A 21382-nucleotide genomic window follows, 5' to 3' on the forward strand; every position below is an offset into this window, starting at 1 on the left:
TAAGTTTATGTAAGCTGTTTCTATACCCGATAAGGTATAAATTTACCTTGCACAAGGCAGCAAATACCTTGGCCTCCGTGGCAATACAGTTACCAGGCCGTTCCAGATGTAGGTAGATGCCACTCCATCACAGTACCTCACGCGCCGCTCCGCTGGCTCCTGGCGTACCAGCCGAATGGCCTCACGCGGAATGTCATCGAAGGTGAAGATGTGATCATTATTCTTGAACAGGCCAGGGTCTGAGTACCAGATACTCTTGCACAGAGGCGTGTCGATCTCCCAGATGTCGTATAACCAATCAAGGTAGTTAGGATCATCGTAATCAAACATTTCTTCAAAGAAAGGCCACCAGAAGAAGTTGTTGAGCGCGTCCAGGTTATTGGCAAACACGGCAGGCGGGTACTTGAACTTTGGCCCGAAGCGCACGTCGTTGCGCGAAAGGATGCCGAGGCGATCAATGGAGTCGCGGTTCTCGGCGGGGGAGATGTGGTACACGTAGCGGATGGGCTTTACAGCCGGCAAGTTGAGATAATCTTCTCTGCACATAACAAAAATGTTTAAGATTTTGAACATGCCACTCCTGTTGCCGCACTTTAGACGGTTTCAGGTGATGGATAAATTGTTAAAATCTTGTGTGCAGAGCAGCAGTAGCTGCTAAATGGAGTTATATCATTTGGTACGGGTTACAATTTGTTAATTTGATTTAGATCTGAAATGGTTGATTTCCTGGAGCACCCATTCGAAATGAGTGCTCCAGGAAATCGCTTCAACTTATTTTAAATAATAAGCTTCTTTATAGTCTTCAAGTGCACCTTCAATGTCATTTAACCGTGCTTTCAACTCTGCGCGAAGAGCATAAGACTCCGGTTTATTATAGACTTCAATGGCCTCATTCAAATCTTCCATTTCACCTGCATCATCAAGTATAAAGCTTCTCTTTGTAGATAGCCAGGTATAATAATCATACGCAGTATCAGCTTTCATATAAGCCTGTTTTAGAATACGTTCAGCTTCATTATCCATGCCCATGCCTGCATAGCAGAATCCCTTAAGAACAAGGTAATCTGCCTGCTGAGGATTCATAGCCAGAGCCTGCTCGCAATCGTACAGCGCACTTGACCATGCTTCTTCTAAAGCATTTACCTGCGCTCTTCTGAGGTAAAGCTCTTCCAGCACCTTAAGAGAAGTTTCCTTATCTGACGACACTAGCTTAATGGCTGCATTTAAGTCAGCAATAGCATCTGTGTGTGCACTATTATTGAGAAACTGCTCAGCACGAAGTGCAAAGTATTCGTAGGCCTCATCATTTAACTCGATTGCCTTGTTAAGATCATTAAGGGCACTTATTTCTTTGCCGAGCTCGACTTTTAGGGTAGCTCTTCTATAGTAGGCGTAATCATCAGTAGGGCGTAGCTTTAGTACCTGGTCATAGTCACTCTTAGCATGACCAAGTTCATTTTCCATGATAAGCGACTCAGCTCTTTCTATGTAGTACACTACATTGCTAGGCTGTAATTCTATTGCTTTAGTATAGCAAATAATTGCCTGTAGCCAATTTTGCTGAGCATCAAAGGCTTTGCCCCTTTCAAAGTAACAGTTAGCTGAGTTAGATGAAGTAGCAATAAGGTATTTTTCTGGCTTGCACATAATTGAAAAAGTTTAACATTTTTGAACATACCAACCCCGTTGATCCCTTTGATCAACTTTTAAGGCATTGGAAATTGTTAAACTCTTGTGTGCAGTAACACCTTACTTATAAACTACATCATATTAGATAGGTTTTCTATGAGTGTTATTTCAAGAGCAAATATATTTATTTTTAATATATATCAAAAATAAATATACAAAAGTTGAGATTAGCAGAAAACAGGGCTTAGAATTAGTTGTGGGCTAGGTATTGTTGATGTGGCGGTAAATATTACAGCAATTGATACTGATTTTTATAGCTGACATAAAAATCCAGGACCCGTTGCAGGCAAAACAAGCATACTTCCAAATCCTTTGCACTCATGGTTTCTGGGTTACGTTTTGCGGCTGTGGCACTATGAGCTTCTGCATTACCAAATTCACGCAGTACATGCATATAGCTCTGCACCCACTTGGCTATACCCAAGTTGTCTAATAAACGGATGTTATGAAGTAAACTATAACTTTGACCATATTCAGGTGAGATGTCAGATAATATAAACTCTACCATTTTTCGGGAGTTCACACCCAGGTCAAAAGATCTGCACTCGCCGGTAATAATGCGTTTCAATTCCTTTACAAGATAGTCTGCCACTCCCAATGTTTCTATCTTTCCCAGCTCCCGAAGTATCTCCGATTTCAGTCCATCAATCATAGGGCCGTTTGCTACGCGCACGTTACTGCGACCCAGCACGGCATCCATCACTTCGTTTAATTGTTTGGCCTGCTCCTCATCGTGTACCACAAAAATGATTTTCTTCAGGTAGCGGGCATGCATTAAAAAGTCCAATGCCTGGTTTACCAGTATTGGCACAATTTCTTTTGGGTTAATACGCTGGCTACCGGTGCCGAGCATGGGCAAAGCAATGGTTTTGTTACGGTAACCTTTAATCTCCAACACCGACAGTACAGAGAACAAACTACGAATGGCTTCTTCAAACGTGAAACCCGTACCACGTATCTCCAGACAGATCAGATTTTTAAAGTTCTTATTTTCAAAGGGCTCTGATACCCAAGTGCCGAAGCTATCACGCAGGTCCAGCGAAGGTTGTTCGGCCAGAGCTTCCACATCTATACCCTGCTCATAAAACGACCGGATAACCGAACCCGGAGTTGGTACATAACTGCCTTTGTAAGCCGAGAAAGCAACCAGATCTACCTCAAAACCTAAGTTGGTAATATCGGCAGCATGCAGCTCAAACTCGCTGTAGCCCGATTTGGTTTTTATCTCGATGAAGTTGATTAGGGGCATAGAATTGAAAAATTTTGTAGAGTAAAACTAATCAAAAACTTTTAACGCTGCTTTAGACTTCACCTTTATATCGGCTTTAATGACTTTATAATTGGAAGATAGGTTAGTATATTGTATGCTCTATATTTAACATCTGTATAAAATGAAAACCGCTTACCTCCAACACATTCAAACAAGCTTTAATCCTGATTATATCCAGAAGAAATTTGAAGCTAAAATGCCAGCAAGGGATGAGTATGATCGAACTCATGTAAGGCCATCCCTCAGTCTGTATTACCCTAAAGAAATTGATGGTTATACTTATACTGATTATTTAAAAGATGTAGAGCAGGTATACACAAACTCTGGCCATAAGTATAGCGAAGAGCTGGCGCAGGTTTATACTTTCCTTTTCCTTAGCATTTACAAAGTAACTGGCAGCGCCCGCACAGCCATAGATAAATTAGAGAAATGCTTTACCAGGGCAAGTTTACAGATGGTGTTTCCGATGAAGGTAAACTATGCCGAAAAAGAGTACTTGAAGTTAGAGCGCTTTTTGTTTGGGAAGTTTAAACTGCAGGATGTAAAGAATACCATCAAGCGTAACATACCTACCACCGATTACTGGGAACGATACATTAAGTATAATAAACTGAATGAACTGGTAATGGAAGACTTCCTGGCGATACAGCGCGATAAGCAGGAAGTAAAAGTACTTAACATTTTGGAGTTGTATAGATACTTGCCGGATGGGTACCGTGATTTTGTGTTTGATGTATACTTTGAAGCGCTGAGCGAACTGAAGTGGAAACAGTTTTGGGAAGAGTTTAGCCAGGACCTGGCAGATGCTGTGGCATTTGGTATGGCCTTTTATGACAAGCGCATTTTTTATGAGATGGGCTTAGGTGATGGCACCCAATTTACCATGTTTACGCACATAGATGGCAATGCCCAACAAGGTTGGATGATACCTATTAGAACAGCTGGCCACCAGATACACTACGGTTGGCGCCATAGCATTGAGCATGTAAACCAGGCTGTAGAAGCTTACCAGGAAATGAAGCAAAGGGAAGAGAGTGAATTTTTGCACCTGCACGATGTGCTGAAGTCTTTTGCCACTACGGCTGCCATACATTTGCAGGACGACCGTACTTCCGATGCCTTTATAAACCTGACGGCTGGCCTGGACGCGGTGCTTAACGCTGATACTGAAGAAGCCAGATCTAACACGCTGAAGAACCGTATGGCTATACTTACTTTTAAGCGCTTAGGGGTAGAGTTTAAACCGCATTACTTTGCTATGTCTGATATGTATAAGCTGCGGAGCGAATTTGTGCATGCAGGCAAGGCTATTGACCGTGAGAAGACATTAGAACTTTTTAAGGTGGTGGACCAGGTAATGATTGCCCTACAGCAAATGCACCAGCTACACCACGAGTACGAAGATTTTACCAAAGCCAACTGGTACCGGGATATGGATAGCCTGGTTGATGACGCACATAAAAGATTACCTTTTAATACAGAGCTATTGGAAAATGTTGGGGCTTTAGATCTTCAGTAAAAACAGAGGTGCCTATATGTATATTTAGGCACCTCTGTTTTTATGGTTCTTACAATTAAATAATGCAAAGGGAGGTGTATCCAGTTTATAAAGTATAACAGAGAACTGAATTTATATTTACAATAAAATGCTATACCCTATACCCCGGATAAAGTCTGGCTGCTGCTCAGTAGTAATTATATAGTGTGCCAAATTACGTCATTGGCTTTATTGTGCTTTCAATGAAAGAAACCTCTTCCTCTGAAAGTTTATATTTATCATACAACTGTCGATCAATCTCAGGTATTGATTTATTCCAATCTATATCAGAATTAGAAGTAAAGTCTTGTATAGGAACAAAGCAAAATTTATCTTTTGCAATGTTCTGAGTGAGAAGAATAGATGATAAAAGGGATCGAACAAATTTAGATTTAATATAATTGACTAAATTCGATGCGTTTTTTTTATCATCAAATACTTTTACAAGTAAGTATGATTCTGAACAAACATGATTAGGCGGAAGAACTTCTACCCTTGATAACACTTTTTTTCTACCCTCTTTGTCCGATTGCCCTGCATGTTCAGAACTAGTCTTAGATATAATTACCTTCCACAAGGGAATCAATGTATCATTTACTTTAACAGCATTAGAATTTGTATAATACATACCACTACTGCTGAATACTGATATTGCATTGCTAAATGGATCCTTAATTTTAAGGTCATTATTAGTTATCCCGAATGGATTACGACTATGTACTATTGAAGACAAAAATTCTGGCTCTGTTTGCCTTACTTTATTTACTATGCTTATAGATTCAATATGTCTGATAAATAAATCAAACTCATCCAAATTCCTTATACTTTGAACACGTTTACCATTACGTATGCTCTCAAATATACATGTTCCTTTAGTGGTTCTATCCCATAAATAGTAGCAGATACCACCAGCAATATCAACAGTTGGAAAACAATCTCTAGAATCTTCGAAATCAGCTAAATAACGAACACTTTTGTCTTTTAACATTTTATCTCGAAAACCATCAAGCCCTTTACCTCCTGTATACCACTTTGCTGGCATAATCAAACTAACATAATCTGGCCCGATTTTTTCTGCTATTTCAACGAATCGATTATATATAGGAACAGCACTTGTCCCTGCTCCACCTCCATCCATTATTTGATAAGGCGGATTTCCTACTATAGCATTAAATTTCATATCGTTGTTATTTTCTGATTTCCAGTAAGCTTTCCCTTGCTTTACTTTATCAATAAAGTGTTGAGGCTTGTTTGTAATCTGCCCTATAAGGTCTTCAAAGCAGCGAGTGTTTACCTTCGCATTTCTGAAACCAGCCAAAGTGCGTTTTGTAATACGCTTCGCCATAGGTGTTTTGCAGATTACAAAAATATTCTCTTTTAACACCTTATCCCATACTTTAAGCTGCTCCTCAGGAGTTAATGTTTCTGCATCTTTGCGCTGCGATACTATAGATCGGTAAACCCCATAGGCCATAAATAAGGGGTACAAACCAGATTTAGAGTTAATTTCAAGAATTCGGGTATCTGCATTATACACATCGTCTGTTACTTTGCCTTGGCTTACAAAGCGGGGCTGCTCAAGTACTTTTTCATATTTTTCATCATAAAATACATAGCCGCCCATGCAATCACCAATGTGCATATTTACCACACGCCATGGCGTTAGTACTGTTTCTTTATCCGGGTTCCGGAAGGTGCTGAAAATGGAAGTAATACGAGCTATGCGTTCCTCTACAGTTAATTTATCTGCTGCACGAGCCATTTCCCGTATGCGCTTGCCAGCAGCCCTAAACACATCGGACTCGTAATATTTTTTAAATTTTTTAAATTCTTCTTTGGTTACTCCTTTGGGCATAAACTCATCCCATGACTGATCATCTATAAGGGATTCAAAGTTTTCTATAGTTAGTTCCTTGTCCTCGTTATCTACATCAGCGCCATATATCAGTAAAGGCATTCTTATGGAAATACCACGAAGAATTGAAATAGCCGTATCACGAATTTTCTTTTTTTCTTCCTTCTCCTTTAGAAGTTCTTTCTCTTCCTCTGTAAGTTCTTTTCTTGTACGGCTCTTCTTAGCTGCATTTTCTAACTGTTCGTATTCTTCATCGGAGAAGCCCTGTTTGTTTATATCAATATCACCGCTTTTGGGCATCGCCTTTGTGGTACCAATAATTTTTTTGAGCCCGTCAAAGTCTTCTAACTCAACAGTATCAAGCTTCATCAGCTGGTCGTTATTGTATAGGTAGCCATCTTCAAAGCCATTGTTAATTACTCGCTCAACATAAACTTTTTTGAGCTGCTCCAGCATACCATTTACATCATATTCATGCATGCGAGAACCGTGCACCGAAATAATAGGGCAGTAGTTCAGGAACTCTCCCATAGTTTGTCGGTCATCGGAGGTAGTTTTACCTGCTTTCGAAGAAATTTTTGCAGTTTCAGCTATTACCTTTAGGGTTCTGTCCGGGGCAAAATCAAACACAAAGCAATCTTCTTTAATTCTGCCATTTATAGTTGCCGGGGTCTGAACTCTAAATATAGTTTGCATGTACCCGGAAGCAGATGTATTAAAGGATCCGGCAAGCATAAACACAGCCGTCCAAGCTGGTACAGATACGCCTGTAGTGAGTCTACCACATGAGAGAGTGATTGTGTAAGTCTCGTGAGGCTTATCAGATATTGCCTTTTTAACTTTACTTAAAGCTTCATCATTCTCAGCTTCTTCATCCCCATCACCGGCTACATTTACTATAGTGAACTGACTAAAAACAGGGTGCTTCTGCAACATATCGCTGAGTGCCTTGGCTTCTTTCACCCCGGGTACCATCCAAAGCGAATGCCTGAAGTTATCACGGTACTCCTTTGTCGCGTACGGGTAATTACTATCCTTATCTTCTTTGCATATTAAGTTTAAGAATGACATTACATCTTTATCATGTAAGAAGCTGCCATCTTCTTTCACCCTGAAGAACTCACGGAAATTAAATGCAACGTCTTCATCTTTAAATTTTTCAAGCAGGTTGCCAAGGTCGTAGGTATAAATATTTAACCGTGGAAGCGAAGCATAAGGATTGGGATCACCGAATCGATTTTCGTACCATTCTTTCTTAGCACGTTGCTCCATTACGTAGTCCCAGGTATAAATTTCTTCTTCTTTATACCCATCTAGTAAATTGAAAGGCGTACCAGATAAATGAAGAACTTTAGTATTTGTTTTAGCAAGTTCGTTCATTACATTCCGTCCGAGCTCGGTCTGCGTACCTTCGTGGGCCTCATCTACAATAATAAAGTCCCAGGAAGTTTTAAATATATCGTAGTTTTTAAGATGATTTCCTCCTACTTTATCAGATCCTCGCAAATCCTGCATAGAGGCAAAATAAATATAGTTAGTACCATCTTTAGCATGCTTGTTTTCAAGCGAAGTAAAACTGTCCCCCTTAGTTTTAGAACCATACCTAAAATCGGAACGATCGTAGAAAATTTTACTAAAATCCTCAAACCAACCGGCATCCACTACAGGTCGGTGTGTGAGAATAAGCGTACGCTTAAACTCCATTTTTTTTACCACCTGAAGCGCAGAAAGTGTTTTGCCAAAACGCATTTTGGCATACCAAAGCATTTCGTTACCTTTTTTGAATTGCTTTATAGTTTTATCAATAGCCTCTTGTTGCTCAGGTCTAAAAGCAATGGGGTTACGGTTTGTACTTATCTCGTTTGCATTAAGAGATTCCTTACCTTCTTTTACTGCTTTGATTGCTTTCTGCACAGTCTCGAGGTCAGTACAAAACCATTCATTAGCGTTATTGCCGTTATCGAAAGTTTTTCTTTTTATACCAGAACGTACAAGCACTCTATGTACTTCTGAATCAGAAAAAGATTGAAGTCCTTTTTTATTATTAAATACTGAAACCTCGGTATAAAGTAATTCATATTTAATACCTGCAGTCTGAGTATATTGGTTTATGCGATTTTTTGCCGCATCATTCAGAGCTTTGCTATTAGGTGCAAGTCCCCAAATATTTTCATTGTCAGACGTTGTCTCACCAATTTTTAAACACCCTTTATGAGCTTCATCGTTAATACGGAATACATAAATCAATTTTAATTTTAGAGCTGAAGTAAATTTCATAGCGGATTATTTTTTGATGAGATCAATGAATTTAATTTTGGTACCTTTTTTTCCTGAAGCAGCATCTTTTTTGCTCCAATCTTTTATCAGGCAGTAAATTCCATTGTGCTTTCTAATCTCACCGTTCAAACACCCCTCACAATGTTTATGCGTAGTTTCAGTTACTCCAAATAAGTTTTGTATACTTTGTGATTTAACACCACAGCTTTGTGGTATCACACCCTTTAAGCCATCCATTTGCCATACATTCCATGATATTATGTAGGCAATGTATTTTATAGATTTTAGTAGAGGCTCTCTACCAAATTTTAAAGTATAATTTTCGATAAAAGTGATAAGCATTGCTTCCCGAGCTAGCAACAAGCTATCGCCCTGCCACTCAAATGCATAAGTGTTTTTATAGGCAATTTGTGCTGCTTCTAACCACTTCCCAGAGGTGTCAACATTCTCACTAATTACCCTAAGTTTTCTATCTAACAAGCCGATGCGATTCTGAACAGGTATAAACTCACCGGTAGTAGTATCATAACGACTGGTTATATATGGTGCTTCTCCGCAGGCCATTTCAAGCCTGGTATCCCGTATATAGTGCCTCCAAGTTTTATTGTTAGGGAAAGTAATCATTTCGGGGTTAGTCTGCCAGGTCTGCGTGCCATCGGCATTTGTCACTTCAGTGTTGAATACATTTTCACGGCCAAACCATGCCGAATCAATTAAATTATTTTGAGCACAGCAAATCCAGGAGGGTGTAAATACTTCAGCCATATCCCTTGCTCTTGCTTGTTGCAGCGATTTGTGCTTCTTAACCCTCGGCATTATCAGATTACCATTTTGCCCCGTAATTAATTCAGGTAATATAGGAGATGAAAAATTATAAGCTTCACCCAACTGCTGATAATTATCTGTAGCCCAAAATATATTTCTTTGTGTAGTATGATCACGCAATAAAGTCTCAAGCACTTTAGGGTACTTTTCGAGTATTTCGTTTTCTTTTATATCAACTCCAGCGTGCATTTAATTCAAAAGCGTAAAAGAGTAATCAAATTTATTAAAAGCTTGCTAGTCAAAATTGTGAAAATTTTAGGTGCCGCTTTTAGTTTAGAACTATTTTGTTTTTGATCAACAAAGCAATTTAACCAGTTTACAAGTTATTGATAAAATAGCTAAAAAAATATATTGACTTAAATAAGATATTTTTAAAATACTATAGTGTTTATGACCTATTTAGGGTATAATTCTGCTAAAGCGCCAGCTAAACTATAGCTGGTACTTTAGCAGAATAAGTAAATTGGGTATTACAAAAACAACTCTTCTATAATTTCCTTTATTTCCATCGAGTCAATACCTCCGTCAGGTTTGTCTCGTGTTATAATTAGTTGCTTATCAGCGTTGTTATCTGTTTTGTAATCCACAATGCCGTTACGCTCATACCATTCCTGCTTTCGTTTCCACTTGCTGCGGTAGTCGTCTTTGGTAAGCAGGCCCAGGTGTTCCCAGTAATAAGTTATACCGGTGTCGCTATCTTCAATGGTAAAGTCAGGATGTATGGTAATGCCTTGCTCATCTGTTATAGCGGTTTCGTAGGCATACTTTATATTATTGTGGTGCAACTTATCAGCAATAATCACTTCCGACTTAGAGATCATGAACTCACCTTTTTCGGATACCTGTATGTAGTTGGAGTCGTAGTATTTGTTGTTAACTACTTTCAGAGTTGGCTCCTTTAGCAGGTCGGTAAGGCGCCTGCCGGTTTCAGAGTATTCACCTTTTGTATACTTTTGGAAATCCTTGAAATTGCCCTGGTGCAAAATCACAATGCGGTCTTCCTGCCTGGTAAGGGCCGTATAAAACAGCTCTCTGGAAAGCGTAGGACAGGGGTTCGGCAACACAAACAGCACTACCTTAAAGCCACTTCCCTGTGCTTTATGTACTGTAATAGAGTATGCCAGTTCCATCTGTATATCCCCATCCTCCTGAAAGTGTGACTCTCTGAACTCGTAAGCATAATCCGGTTGCGACGAGAAGGCAATGTGTAGTGGCCTAGGAAAATCATACTTCCATTTACCATATCTACCTACATGTATGCCAATTTCTCCGTTTGCCATATACTTTAGTAGTCCGTCATCTGCCAACTTTTTGGGGTTATCAACTTTATTCCAGGGCTTATCCCAGCGGGTATTTTTAGTATTTATAACCTTATCGCCATAAACGATACCGTCCTCACCAACTGGCCTGTGCATTTTTCTTGGTTTAAACTGACCAGGGAAAATAGCTTTTTCTTTTGTTTTGCCTCTGTAAGTATTTTGAATTTGCTGGTTAAGAACTTTGGTGCCATAACCAGCCGTACGGGTAGGCGAAAGTATCTGCCAATTTTCTATTTCAGCAGCTGAATCTATGCTAAACCCAGACCATTTATAATCTTCAAAATACGTGGCCCCTAACGATGCGTCAAAGTTATCCTGTGGGTTGCGGAGCACTTTCCCCTCCATACCTCTAAGCAATTGCTCAATTTCGGCGTCAACGACACCTGTTAGTATTTCTTCGAGGTGCTTTACACTATGCCATTCTATAAACCTGATGTTTTCCCAGTTCTTAGTTGGGTGCTCAGCAATTTCTTTAAATATATCAAGGTCCTGCTTCTTAATGTCATCTTCGCTAAACCATTTACTTAAGCGCACATCCAATCTTTCATCTGCAACCTCCATTGTGGCGCTGTCAGCTTTCTGGCGGAACAATACTTTTAGTTCAGCAACGCCCTTCTTTTCCTGTTTCAGGAAATTATAAATGTCTACAAACGGACGGCCTGCACCAATTGGGGGTATCTGCCTGTAATCGCCTACAAGTATAAACCGTTCTACACCAGTTAAACTATCTAAAAGAGCAGCCAGTTGCTCTTCCGTAAGCATCGATGCCTCGTCTACAATTACGGTGTCATACTTAAGAGTCACGGCATCCGGGTTCATCACATAGCGTCCAGTTTCAGGGTCGTACCGTTTGGCCCTGATCAGGAACTGAGCAAGTGTTCTGGCATCTTTACCCATTTTTACACGGGCTTTACCGGTAGGGGCTAACTTTAAAATAGTGCCTGAGCTGATAAAGGGCTGCTGGCAGAATGTTTCGAGCAAGGTGGTTTTACCTGTACCTGCAGGCCCAATTAAAACCGATATTCTGCTGTTTGATAATACGTTAAGCGCATGTGCTTTTTCATCTCTGGCTTGCCTGTCTTTCTCCTGAAACCAGCTAGGTTTAGAAACATCAATGGCTCCAAATTTATTTTCTATCAGTTGCAGCCAATCCTGCTCAATAGCCGGTGAAATATTTCGTCTTAATCGTTTTTGAACAAACTTCCGGATCGTATCCTTTATGTCGTCAAATCGCTTCAGTTTATAGTAATAGTTTTCATCTTCACCATCGAGTGTATGGCGCGTCAGCTCATGTTTTAAATATTCCTCAATAGCTGCCAGGTTTCTGGTAGAAGGATTACAAAGTGGCTGTAAGGGTTGTTCATCATACTTCGTCACTAACTGGGTATCGGTAAGTAAAGTATGGCCTTCTTCGGCTGCCTTTTCAAGTATATGCACACCAATAGCTCTGGTTCGGCGTTCGTCGAGTGGGGCTGTAATATCAGTGAGGTCCGGTAGAGGAAATCTCTCTAAAGTATTTTTGTCATTGAAAATGGCTTTATCAATAATAGCTACTGGAAACTGTATACTTCCTAAGCGGTGCTGCTCGTAAAGTAAGTATGGGTTTTTAAGGTATTCTATTTGATCTTTCTCTTTAGCGTTTATTACTTGTTCAACCTGAGTGTTGTCCAGGTGCATGCGGCTTAGTAACTGCAAAAAGTCTTTCTCTTCCTTGCTGAAGTTATTCCAGGTAGCTTGGTCGGTAAAGCTAATTTTACGCTGTAAGTTTTTTGATAAAAATGACGTATCGCCTTGGTAAATTCGGTTCACAAAGTCCCACGGGTTTTGAGTTACTTCATCGTTTTCGTCTCGTACCAGTTTATCAATCTCCCAGGCAATTAAGTTTCCGCCTTCTAGTTTTAAACCAGAAAGAACAGCACCTAAGCCAGGGAAAGGTCCCCGCATTTTCCATATTCTGGATAACTCCCTGTCGATCCATTGGAGCTGTTTCTGATAATTTTTTTCAGGTAATAGCTGCTCAAATTTTAAAAGCTTTTCATGTAAGATCAGTAGCGATTCTATTGCAGAGTCATTGCTAACCCATTCAGAGCCATAAGAAAACTCCTCAAATGTTGGAGCGAAGGCGATATAATCTGCAATGTTAATGCTTTCGTCTTTCTCTGCCAGTTGAAAAAACTCGTGGTATGGTAAAAGAAAACCGTCCTCAAAATCTTCCCGAATTGTATGATAAACCGGTCTTTCCCATAAAGTACTCCTGAAAGTTACTTCAGCGCCTTCCTGATATTCATATTCTGTTAGCTTACCAATTTCAGAAATATGGCCTACACCAATTAAAATGCGGGCAGTAGATTCAATGAAAGGGACATTCTTGGCATAAATAAAAACAAGCGACTTTTCAGGTTTTATCGGACTTATAAATGTGTCAAGCAGGCTTTGCTGATTGTCTTTTTGCTGTACCCACGTATTCTCAAAGCTAAGAGCGGGTTCTTTTTTAGGATCGAAGTTAAGTTGTAGTGCATTCGCTTTATCTGATGTATTGTCTTTACCCTTTTTGAGCATCCAGTTGTATGGCACTACTGAAAAACTGTAGCCAGGATAGCAATAAGTTGTTTCTTTGTAGTGCCCATAAAATTTACTGTTATTATCATTCTTGCTATAAGGGTGGTGCATTTTCTTATAGAGGTTGTGTGGCGACATAAAATTAACTTTCTCGCCTACACAAGGTGGCAGCTGACTTTGCTGCAGCTCATGCAACCATGAGCCAGCAATTGATTCCTCGTGGTCTGGGTTCTTCGATTGACCGATTCTGGGGAGGAACATGCAGGAGCCGTTTTCTTTTGGGTTGCAGCACAATTTGCCATTCCATCCGGCATCATGCCAAGGTACTCTTACAGAGAGGTGTTGAGTAGGTATGTTTAACATAGCTTGTTATATTTTGGAGTTTAATTCTTCAATTCTATCCTCGTAGGCATTGATTCTATCGATTGCTTGAAGCAGTTCACTTGTCCAGATACTTTCATCAGGCAACTGAAACCACAGCGGGTTTCCTCCCTGGCTTGGGTAGCCTACATGGTCGGCATTTCCATTCCAGCGCATGGCTAGTCTGGTGTCGCTATCTTCCCATTTTCCGTAGGCCACGGAAAAGCCATTTTTGTTGTAAAGGATAGTATGAACTTTAAATTTTGCTGGTTTTACTTTTTCCGGTTGCATGTTTTTTCGCTATAAGAATTTTGGTTTTAATCAGGATTACTTCCCACAAACCCCAGCATACCCACAATACTTGCAGCCATCTGTATCTTCCCGCTGATCCAAGGTACCATCTGCCGACAGTACTTCTTGTAACAGATTCTTAAGCTGCTGCTCCACCTCTTCAGTTTGTGCCTCTGTCAATGCAAGCAGTTTTTCATCTCCTGTACTAAGCCTCGCATCGAAATCCTTGCTGTATAGTTCTTTGCTGTTGTATAGCGCAGGCACCACTTGTTTGCCATCGAGTGATTCTTTGTTATTCTGGGCATAGAGCAGCGAGTAGATCAGTACCTGCATGGCTGCTTTGTTTCGATCGTCTTTTTCGCGATCGAACAGCTCAGGTATGGATTTGAAGGCGCGTGTATCTTTGCCGGTCTTGTAGTCCAGTACCCTTATTTCTCCGTTTTTCTCGTCGATCCTGTCGATGTGGCCTTTCAGGCGCATGGTTTTGGTAGTGTCGCCGTAGGGTACTTCTACCGGGATCTCATAGTCCTGTTCCAGGGCTACAATACGGAAAGGGGCATAGGCTTTGTCTACTTCCAGTACCTGCTCTACCATGCTGGCGATCATGTGAATGGGCAGGCTGTTGCGGCCTAAAAACGGCACAACGCCATGCTTTTGCTGGTAGGCCTCCAGTACTCGAACCAAAACAGACTTGGCATCAATATTTTGCTCAATGCTTTCTTTTGTTACTTCAGCACCCGGGCCATACGCCCCGTAGAAGTTCTCCAGCACCGTATGCATCAGCTGTCCGAAAACAGAAGCATCCACGTCTTCCTGCACTTCATCAGGCTCTTTGATGTTAAGCAGGTATTTGAATGCGAATTGTATGCGGCAATGTAGCCATGTATTGAGTGCGCTGGGCGAAAGTGCCCGGGCAGGCGCACCGTTATCCGTAAATTTATGCAGCGACGACTGAAGCTCTTCGCTGCTTAGCTGTATGGCGGCTTCGGCGGCTGGCCGTGCCTGCAGGTGCAACTGTTGCGGCTTTACAGTTGGCCACAACTCAAATAGAAGCTGGCGTACAAAGCGGCTAAGCTCGCCTTGTTTGCCGCCTGCGCGGTACGTGCTATAGTATAAATGCACATTTTTAGCCCGCTGCAACAGCCTGTAGAAGTTGTAGGCATACACGGCATCGTGCTCATCGGTAGTTGGCAGACCGTGCGCGCTCCGGATAAAGTAAGGTATAAGCGATGGCTCATCGGACGCGGCTGGCAGCACCCCCTCGTTTACACTTAAGATGTACAGGTTGTCAAAGTCAAGGCAGCGGGTTTCGAGCATACCCATGATCTGCAGCCCTTGCAATGGCTCACCCACAAAAGGGATTTTGAGTTGCTGCAATTGGTAGCGGATCAGCTTTTCCAGCAGTTCAGTTTCTAGTTCCACCTGGGCTTCATCAGCAATTTCCAACAGGCGTTCCAGTTGGGTACGTGTTCTGGAGATGTACTCTTCCTCCAGCGTAACCTGCTCTGCCTTTTGTTGCCGCAAGTGTGTGTTAACCACATCCAGTACCTGTAGCAGGTACTGCGCCAAGCCTTTACCTGCCGGGGCGCAGCTGAAAACAAGCTGCATAAACGTGTCTTGCCCCTGACCACCGTTGTCTGTATTCCAGAGAAACTGCTCGTCTACATAACTCAGATTATGCTGCTCAATGTATGATAACTTGTTATAGGCGAGCTTTGCGTCTATGCCACGCAGGTAGGGGTGACGTAGTAGGTTTGTTACCGGTCGGTAATAAAAGTAATTGGTGCCGTCTTTTTCACCGCATGAGTTCTGTAATTCCAGCAAACCTTCGAGCAGGCTGTAAACCGGTGTAACCCGTAGCGGCACACCCATGGTAATGTTCACCGTAGAGCCTTGCAGCGCTTCGGGCAGTTGGTAGAGTAGGGGGAACAGCTGGCTTTCATCGGGCAGTACGATGGCCGTTCGGGTAAACTCCTGGTCGTTAGGTATGCCGTTAGCTTCGAGGTGCTGCTGCAACCGGCGGCCAACTTCTCTTGCCTGCACATGCTCCAGCGGCAGTTCCGTCAGGCTGATCGAGTCCTGTAGTTTTTCAGCCAGGCGATTGGGGATAGATCGGGGGAAGGTGTCTTTGAACACGTCATCTTTCTGCCAGCGGAGCATAAACAGACCGGCTTCCTGTTCTGGTTTAAGTATGTGCTCGTCCACGTCCCAGTACATGCGGGCTATGCCTTTTTTTACCAGATACTTTATGGTTTTTTCTTCAGCTTTGGTAAGTGCATTAAACCCGCAGAAAAGCACTTTCTTGCCTTGCAGCACTTCTTCAAAATTACCAGATTCGGCAACTTGTCGTGCGATCAGGCCACTATACCCGATCTTTTCTTCAAGCAGCTGCTCCTTAAATGCTGTGTATAGTTTCGGCAGCATTTCCCAGAACTCCATAAAGCGGTTTTTGTGCTGGCTGCTATTACCACTACCTTTCTCGAAGCTGTCATAAAATGAGCTTAGGGCTTCTTTTTGTTCATCACTTAACAGGTCGTCGGTACTCAGTACTTTGATGTCTTTTAAGTGGTAAAACACTTTCTCGGCTTTGGCACATTGCTGGTCCAGGCTGTTAAAATCGCGCAGCATGATCTCGGCCCAGGGGTAGAACTGATCAAAAGTTTCCTGCCTGGGCATAAGCTGCTGATAAATAGGGAAGAGCTTAAAGCACAGCAGTAAGTTGTCGGCTCGTTTAAGATCGGTGAACTGCTCCAGAAACTCCGTCATGCTCATAACCTGCGGTGCCCATATAGGTTCGGTACTGGCATTGGCCAGGTGGCGCAGCAAAAACTGGCCTGCCCTGCGGTTAGGAAAAACGATCTGCAGGTTATGCAGTTCCGTGCTATAGTTTAACTTAATATCGTTGGCAATCTCTTGTAAAAAGTCTATCGTCATGATGCTGGTGCTTATAGGGTTAGGCAGTTACTTGTTCAATTGGGTTTTCTTCGCTGATGTATAATAGGTATGCTTCCACGCTATACCCCATTCGCTCAAGTTGCTGCTTGTAGCGCTTCAGTTGGTCGTGGTAAGACTTTTTGCGCTCACCGGTTTTGTAGTCTATCACCACGGCTGTTTTATCTTTTATGATGATGCGGTCGGGGCGGTGTACTTGTCCGTTGGTAGAGAGGATCGGCTGCTCGTTCAGCACAGTCCAATCTTTCCCGAACCAGGATGCCACCTGTGGTATGCCTAAAAGGGCATTCAGCTTTTCGCGTATAAGATCGGCGTCTTTCTTCGAGATCTCGGCAGCCAACTGCATACGCTCAAGTACATCTGGCAGGGCGTCTTCATACTTCACTTTAGCCAAAACATCGTGCACCAGCGTGCCATGGTCTATGCTGGCGGAAATATACGCGTTCTGCTGTATATAAATTGGTTTGGCGTTTCGGCGTAGGCGCAGAATGTCGTCCCAGGTATGCAATGGCGTATGCGGGGCGGATTGGTTTGCAAGTATGACCTCATCAGCTTGTACTGACTTTGACGGTAATTCTCCAAAAGTATGCTGGGTATAATCAAATGAGATCTCACCCAATTTGTCAGATAAAGATGCTTTAGCCGATTTCATATGTCCCAAACAGTCCTGTAGCACCCGGCCAACATGCCAGGTCTTGCTGGTTTTGGGGTCTTTTACTTCTTCGGCTGTTATCAGGAGCACTTCTTCGGCACGGGTGAGGGCCACGTAGAGCAGGTTCAGGTTGTCTAAGTATGCCTGAAACTTCTCCTGGAGTAACTCAAATCCAAAGTAAGTGCTGCTTAATCCGCTCTTATAACTAACTGGCACATTGGCCAGCGGGAGGCCATCGAAAAACGAACTATGGCTGATAGGGGTATCCGGTTTCTGACAGCCGGCCCATATAATATTGGTTTTGCCCTGCGTGTCTACATCCAGGTTCCAGTTGCAGTAAGGTATAAGCACCACAGGGTATTGCAGGCCCTTACTTTTGTGTACCGTTAGGATGCGAATAGCATTTGGTGCCTGCTCGCGTTTCAAGCTTTGTTTGTAACCCTGTGTATCCCACCAGTCCAGGAAGCCGCCCAGATCACCTTTTTCTTCGTGGCTGTAACGGTGCACTTCGTTTAAAAAGGCTTCCAGGTAGTGTTCTTCCTCTGTAACCGCATCCAGTCCAAACATGCGTGTAAGGCGGCTGCACAGGTCGTACAAGGCCATACGGCTCAGACTGATGTGTGATGCTAGAAAGTCTGCCGGAAGCTGGCCGTCCAGGTCTTTGATAACGCCCGGGTTTACTTTTCTCAAAGCCGCAGCATCGGGCTGGGGAGCCTTACGAATACTCGCGTATAGTTTGATAGCCGTAGCGATAGCAGGTTTGTTCTTAATATTGTGCAGTAGCTGTAACACACTTAAAAGCAGCTTTACTGTTTGCGCGGTGTTTATCTGTAGTGCTTCTTCGCTTAATACATCGTAGCCGTTTGTGCTTAGATAAGTGGCCAACTCACGCGCTTCGCCATTGCTGCGCACCAGCAGGGCAATGTCCTGCAAAGTATAGCCCTGTGCAGTCAGGTGCTGCAGATCGTTAAGTAACAGCACGCGGGCCTGCTGCTTAAAGGATATTTTTGGCTCTTTTCTTGCCTGACTTTTGTCTTGAAGAAACTGCACTTGCACAAACCCTTGGTGCCTATTGCTTTTCGTTTCCGGGAACAACTGGCCGCTGTTATGGTACACGGCATCAATGTTATCCAGCAGATTCTGCAGTATGGCTTGTTCGCTGTCAGGGAAGCTGGTATTAGGCATAGACTCTTTTGCCTGCTCTGCCACCAGCGAGGCAGCGTTTTGAAACAAGCAGTTATTGAATTCGATCACCTCCGGGCAGCTGCGCCAGTTAAATTCCAGCGCATTTTCATCCACCTGCAGCAGTTGGGCCTTCACGTCCTGTAACATCAGCCTTAGGTCGCCTCCACGCCAGCGGTAAATGCTTTGCTTGGGGTCGCCCACGATCAGGTTGCGGTGGCCGGAGCCGATGCTGTTAGAGAGCAGCGGCCGGAAATTGTTCCAATGCAATAGGCTGGTATCCTGAAACTCATCGATCAGGAAGTGGTTGTAACGGTTACCGATTTTCTCATACACAAAAGGAGCGTCATCATTGTCGATGATCTTGTTCAGTAAATCAGCAACATCAGAGATCAGCAAAGCTCCTTTTTCTGTTCTATAGTTTTGGAGCAGGTGCAGGTAATGGCCCAGCAAGGCGCAACTGGTAAAATGTTCCAGCACAGCACAGGCAGAATTATACTCTGTGTGCACGTTGGTGTATAATGTAACAGCTTCCCCCAAACAGATCAATAAACAATCATTGCTCAGGCCGTCAATTCTATTTTTTATTTCATCGGCCTGGGTTCTGGAATACCAGTTGTCTTCTCCAGAAAGAACTTTAAACACACGAGCGCCAGGCTCATAGGCAGTTCCTTGTGCAATCTTTATAAAATAGCCCACAGCACCGCTTTTTCCATAGCTAAAATCTTCAATTTTCAGACCTGCTCTTTCAATAGCTTGCAATGCGTTTTCTCCATACTCGCGCATCTCGTTCTCAAATTCATACTTGACTCCTTTGAGTTTTTGCAAAAACGTCTGGGCTAAAGCGGGTTCCTTGTGAAGCACATCCAAACCGGCCGATTGCTCCATAAAGCCTTCCTTCACCACCTCCCCAATAAGTTTGTACAGGTTTCTACGGATGTCCCACGACTTGCCCTGGCTAAGCTGCTCCTTTGAAAACTGCACGAGCCAGTCTTGTAAGTGTTTATCGTGCTCTGCCATGTTCAGGAGCTGGTCGGTTAACTCTTCTAGTACCTGGGCTGTGTTCAGTTCAATTTTATAATTTGCCTGTAGATCTGCTTCGCGGGCAAAACTCCGCACCACCTTCTGAAAGAAACTATCGATCGTGCTGACGCTGAAGTGGCTATAGTTGTGCAGGATGCAAACGAGTGCGCTGTGTGCCCTTTTCTGCAACTCGCTCTCTGACAACTTAAGTGTATCTAACAGCGCCTTACCCATCCCTGATGCTACAGCGCCGCCTGCAATTGCTTCAAGCTCTTTCAGAATGCGGGATTTCATCTCCTGGGTAGCCTTATTGGTGAAGGTTACGGCCAGAATACTGCGGAAGTAATCGGGGCGATTTTCTTTTAGCAGTAACTCAAGGTAATTTAAGGTCAGGGCATAGGTTTTGCCGCTGCCAGCCGAAGCACGGAGTATGGTTAAGCTCATTTAAATAGTTTGAAAGGTGGTAGTTGGTATATTTGGTATAAGCAATATATCTATTTTAGTTAAAAAGTATATAAGATCAGTAATATAGTTTAACCGGATTTGGCAACTTAAAACTGATGTTACTTATCTGGATCATACTTGAATGCTGCTAGCTAATCCAAAATTAGATTTTGGCACTACAGCAGTTTTCTGATCAACTTTTTCAAGTAATTTTATAAACTCAACCGGCAGACTGGCGCGAACAAAATCCAGTATCTCGGCAGGTATATGCTTATAATAAGCAGCTGCTATACCTCCTGCTATACAGGCAATGGTGTCGCTGTCGCCACCAATGGAAATAGCTAAGCGAATAGCGCATTCATAGTCTGTGCTGTCTAAAAATGCAACAATGGCTTGTGGTACAGAACCCTGGCAGGACACATCAAACTTATAGTGTGGGCGGGTGCTTTCTATAGTAAAATCCAGGTTGTAGTTAAACTGGCTGATAATATAATTCCGGATCTCTTGTTTGGTGGCACCGGAGTTAGCTAAGAAGATGGCTGCAGCAGTTGCCTGAGCGCCTTTTATACCTTCGGGGTGGTTGTGTGTAACTTCGGCACTCTGTTTGGCTACTTGTAGTACTTCCGGTAAAGTATCATAAACACAACCTATGGCACTTACGCGCATCGCTGAGCCATTGCCAAAACTATAGTAAGGCTTAGGGTCTTCTGTATGCAGCCATTCCCTGAACCTTCCGCCATAGCCACGATTAGTATACTTCCGGCCATACTGCCAGATAGTCTTTCCAAACTCATTGCTATTTATAATGGCATCTGTAACCGCCATCGTCAATACCGTATCGTCGGTAAACCGTGTCTGAGTGGGGAACAGCGGGAAGTTAGTGGACTTAACATTACGCCTTTCGTAGACAGAACCAATCACATCACCGGCTATGGCACCTAATATGGGAAGACAAGTATTTTTCATCATAAATAGGGTATATAGTTCCAATTTTATACTTCTGATTTAGCTATAATAATGCCTGCCTGTTTTTAAAGTATTTGATGAGCACCGCGCAAAAAGCTAAAAATGCCTTCCGATAGCTTTGCAGGGTATTTTATGCTGTTCTTTTTGCTGTCATGAGTTCCTGATCGGTTCTCCGGAAATA

At 42.7% G+C, this 21382-nt stretch carries 11 protein-coding genes; 1 reads left to right on the plus strand and 10 read right to left on the minus strand.

Annotation, left to right across the window (positions count from 1 at the left end; all coding sequences use genetic code 11):
- Positions 1-42: 42 nt before the first annotated feature.
- The 3 genes from AC4BAP_RS06710 to AC4BAP_RS06720 all read right to left on the minus strand — a co-directional run bounded on the left by AC4BAP_RS06710 (position 43) and on the right by AC4BAP_RS06720 (position 2938).
- Entirely contained in the window at positions 43-546 is a 504-nt protein-coding gene (locus AC4BAP_RS06710; protein ID WP_490581853.1) for a hypothetical protein, read from the minus strand.
- A 225-nt stretch (positions 547-771) separates the two neighbouring features.
- On the minus strand, positions 772-1647 hold the full coding sequence (locus tag AC4BAP_RS06715; RefSeq protein ID WP_490581854.1) for a tetratricopeptide repeat protein: 876 nt from the start codon (positions 1645-1647) through the stop codon (positions 772-774).
- A gap of 271 nt (positions 1648-1918) precedes the next feature.
- Positions 1919-2938, minus strand: a complete 1020-nt coding sequence (locus AC4BAP_RS06720; RefSeq protein ID WP_490581855.1) for a macro domain-containing protein — start codon at positions 2936-2938, stop codon at positions 1919-1921.
- A gap of 142 nt (positions 2939-3080) precedes the next feature.
- Between AC4BAP_RS06720 and AC4BAP_RS06725 the strand changes: the two genes are divergently transcribed.
- Positions 3081-4478 carry a hypothetical protein gene (locus AC4BAP_RS06725; RefSeq protein WP_490581856.1) on the plus strand — a complete coding sequence of 466 codons (1398 nt, stop codon included), beginning with the start codon at positions 3081-3083 and terminating at the stop codon, positions 4476-4478.
- A 193-nt stretch (positions 4479-4671) separates the two neighbouring features.
- On the opposite strand, the gene AC4BAP_RS06730 is transcribed toward AC4BAP_RS06725, so the two are convergent.
- The 7 genes from AC4BAP_RS06730 to AC4BAP_RS06760 form a co-directional block, all read right to left on the minus strand.
- Positions 4672-8628, minus strand: a complete 3957-nt coding sequence (locus tag AC4BAP_RS06730) for an Eco57I restriction-modification methylase domain-containing protein (protein ID WP_490581857.1) — start codon at positions 8626-8628, stop codon at positions 4672-4674.
- Positions 8629-8634: 6 nt separating this feature from the next.
- Positions 8635-9642, minus strand: a complete 1008-nt coding sequence (locus tag AC4BAP_RS06735; protein ID WP_490581858.1) for a hypothetical protein — start codon at positions 9640-9642, stop codon at positions 8635-8637.
- A 281-nt stretch (positions 9643-9923) separates the two neighbouring features.
- Positions 9924-13592 carry an AAA family ATPase gene (locus tag AC4BAP_RS06740; RefSeq protein WP_490581859.1) on the minus strand — a complete coding sequence of 1223 codons (3669 nt, stop codon included), beginning with the start codon at positions 13590-13592 and terminating at the stop codon, positions 9924-9926.
- A gap of 108 nt (positions 13593-13700) precedes the next feature.
- Positions 13701-13982 carry a hypothetical protein gene (locus tag AC4BAP_RS06745; RefSeq protein ID WP_490581860.1) on the minus strand — a complete coding sequence of 94 codons (282 nt, stop codon included), beginning with the start codon at positions 13980-13982 and terminating at the stop codon, positions 13701-13703.
- Positions 13983-14018: 36 nt separating this feature from the next.
- A complete protein-coding gene (locus AC4BAP_RS06750; RefSeq protein WP_490581861.1) occupies positions 14019-16916 on the minus strand; it encodes a PD-(D/E)XK nuclease family protein in 2898 nt (965 codons plus the stop codon).
- A 19-nt stretch (positions 16917-16935) separates the two neighbouring features.
- Positions 16936-20235, minus strand: coding sequence for a UvrD-helicase domain-containing protein (locus tag AC4BAP_RS06755; protein ID WP_490581862.1), 3300 nt, complete (start codon positions 20233-20235; stop codon positions 16936-16938).
- Positions 20236-20367: 132 nt separating this feature from the next.
- Complete coding sequence (locus tag AC4BAP_RS06760; protein ID WP_490581863.1) at positions 20368-21204, minus strand: ADP-ribosylglycohydrolase family protein; 837 nt, start codon at positions 21202-21204, stop codon at positions 20368-20370.
- Positions 21205-21382: the final 178 nt, after the last annotated feature.

The sequence above is a fragment of the Pontibacter sp. GD7 genome (genome assembly GCF_058216375.1).

What these genes read in the sequence shown, in the direction of transcription:
- AC4BAP_RS06750 (WP_490581861.1), bottom strand. Translation starts at nt 16,916, where the DNA reads ATGACGATAGACTTTTTACAAGAGATTGCCAACGATATTAAGTTAAAC.
- AC4BAP_RS06735 (WP_490581858.1), bottom strand. Translation starts at nt 9,642, where the DNA reads ATGCACGCTGGAGTTGATATAAAAGAAAACGAAATACTCGAAAAGTAC.
- AC4BAP_RS06755 (WP_490581862.1), bottom strand. Translation starts at nt 20,235, where the DNA reads ATGAGCTTAACCATACTCCGTGCTTCGGCTGGCAGCGGCAAAACCTAT.
- AC4BAP_RS06720 (WP_490581855.1), bottom strand. Translation starts at nt 2,938, where the DNA reads ATGCCCCTAATCAACTTCATCGAGATAAAAACCAAATCGGGCTACAGC.
- AC4BAP_RS06740 (WP_490581859.1), bottom strand. Translation starts at nt 13,592, where the DNA reads ATGTTCCTCCCCAGAATCGGTCAATCGAAGAACCCAGACCACGAGGAA.
- AC4BAP_RS06760 (WP_490581863.1), bottom strand. Translation starts at nt 21,204, where the DNA reads ATGATGAAAAATACTTGTCTTCCCATATTAGGTGCCATAGCCGGTGAT.
- AC4BAP_RS06725 (WP_490581856.1), top strand. Translation starts at nt 3,081, where the DNA reads ATGAAAACCGCTTACCTCCAACACATTCAAACAAGCTTTAATCCTGAT.
- AC4BAP_RS06730 (WP_490581857.1), bottom strand. Translation starts at nt 8,628, where the DNA reads ATGAAATTTACTTCAGCTCTAAAATTAAAATTGATTTATGTATTCCGT.
- AC4BAP_RS06710 (WP_490581853.1), bottom strand. Translation starts at nt 546, where the DNA reads ATGTGCAGAGAAGATTATCTCAACTTGCCGGCTGTAAAGCCCATCCGC.
- AC4BAP_RS06745 (WP_490581860.1), bottom strand. Translation starts at nt 13,982, where the DNA reads ATGCAACCGGAAAAAGTAAAACCAGCAAAATTTAAAGTTCATACTATC.
- AC4BAP_RS06715 (WP_490581854.1), bottom strand. Translation starts at nt 1,647, where the DNA reads ATGTGCAAGCCAGAAAAATACCTTATTGCTACTTCATCTAACTCAGCT.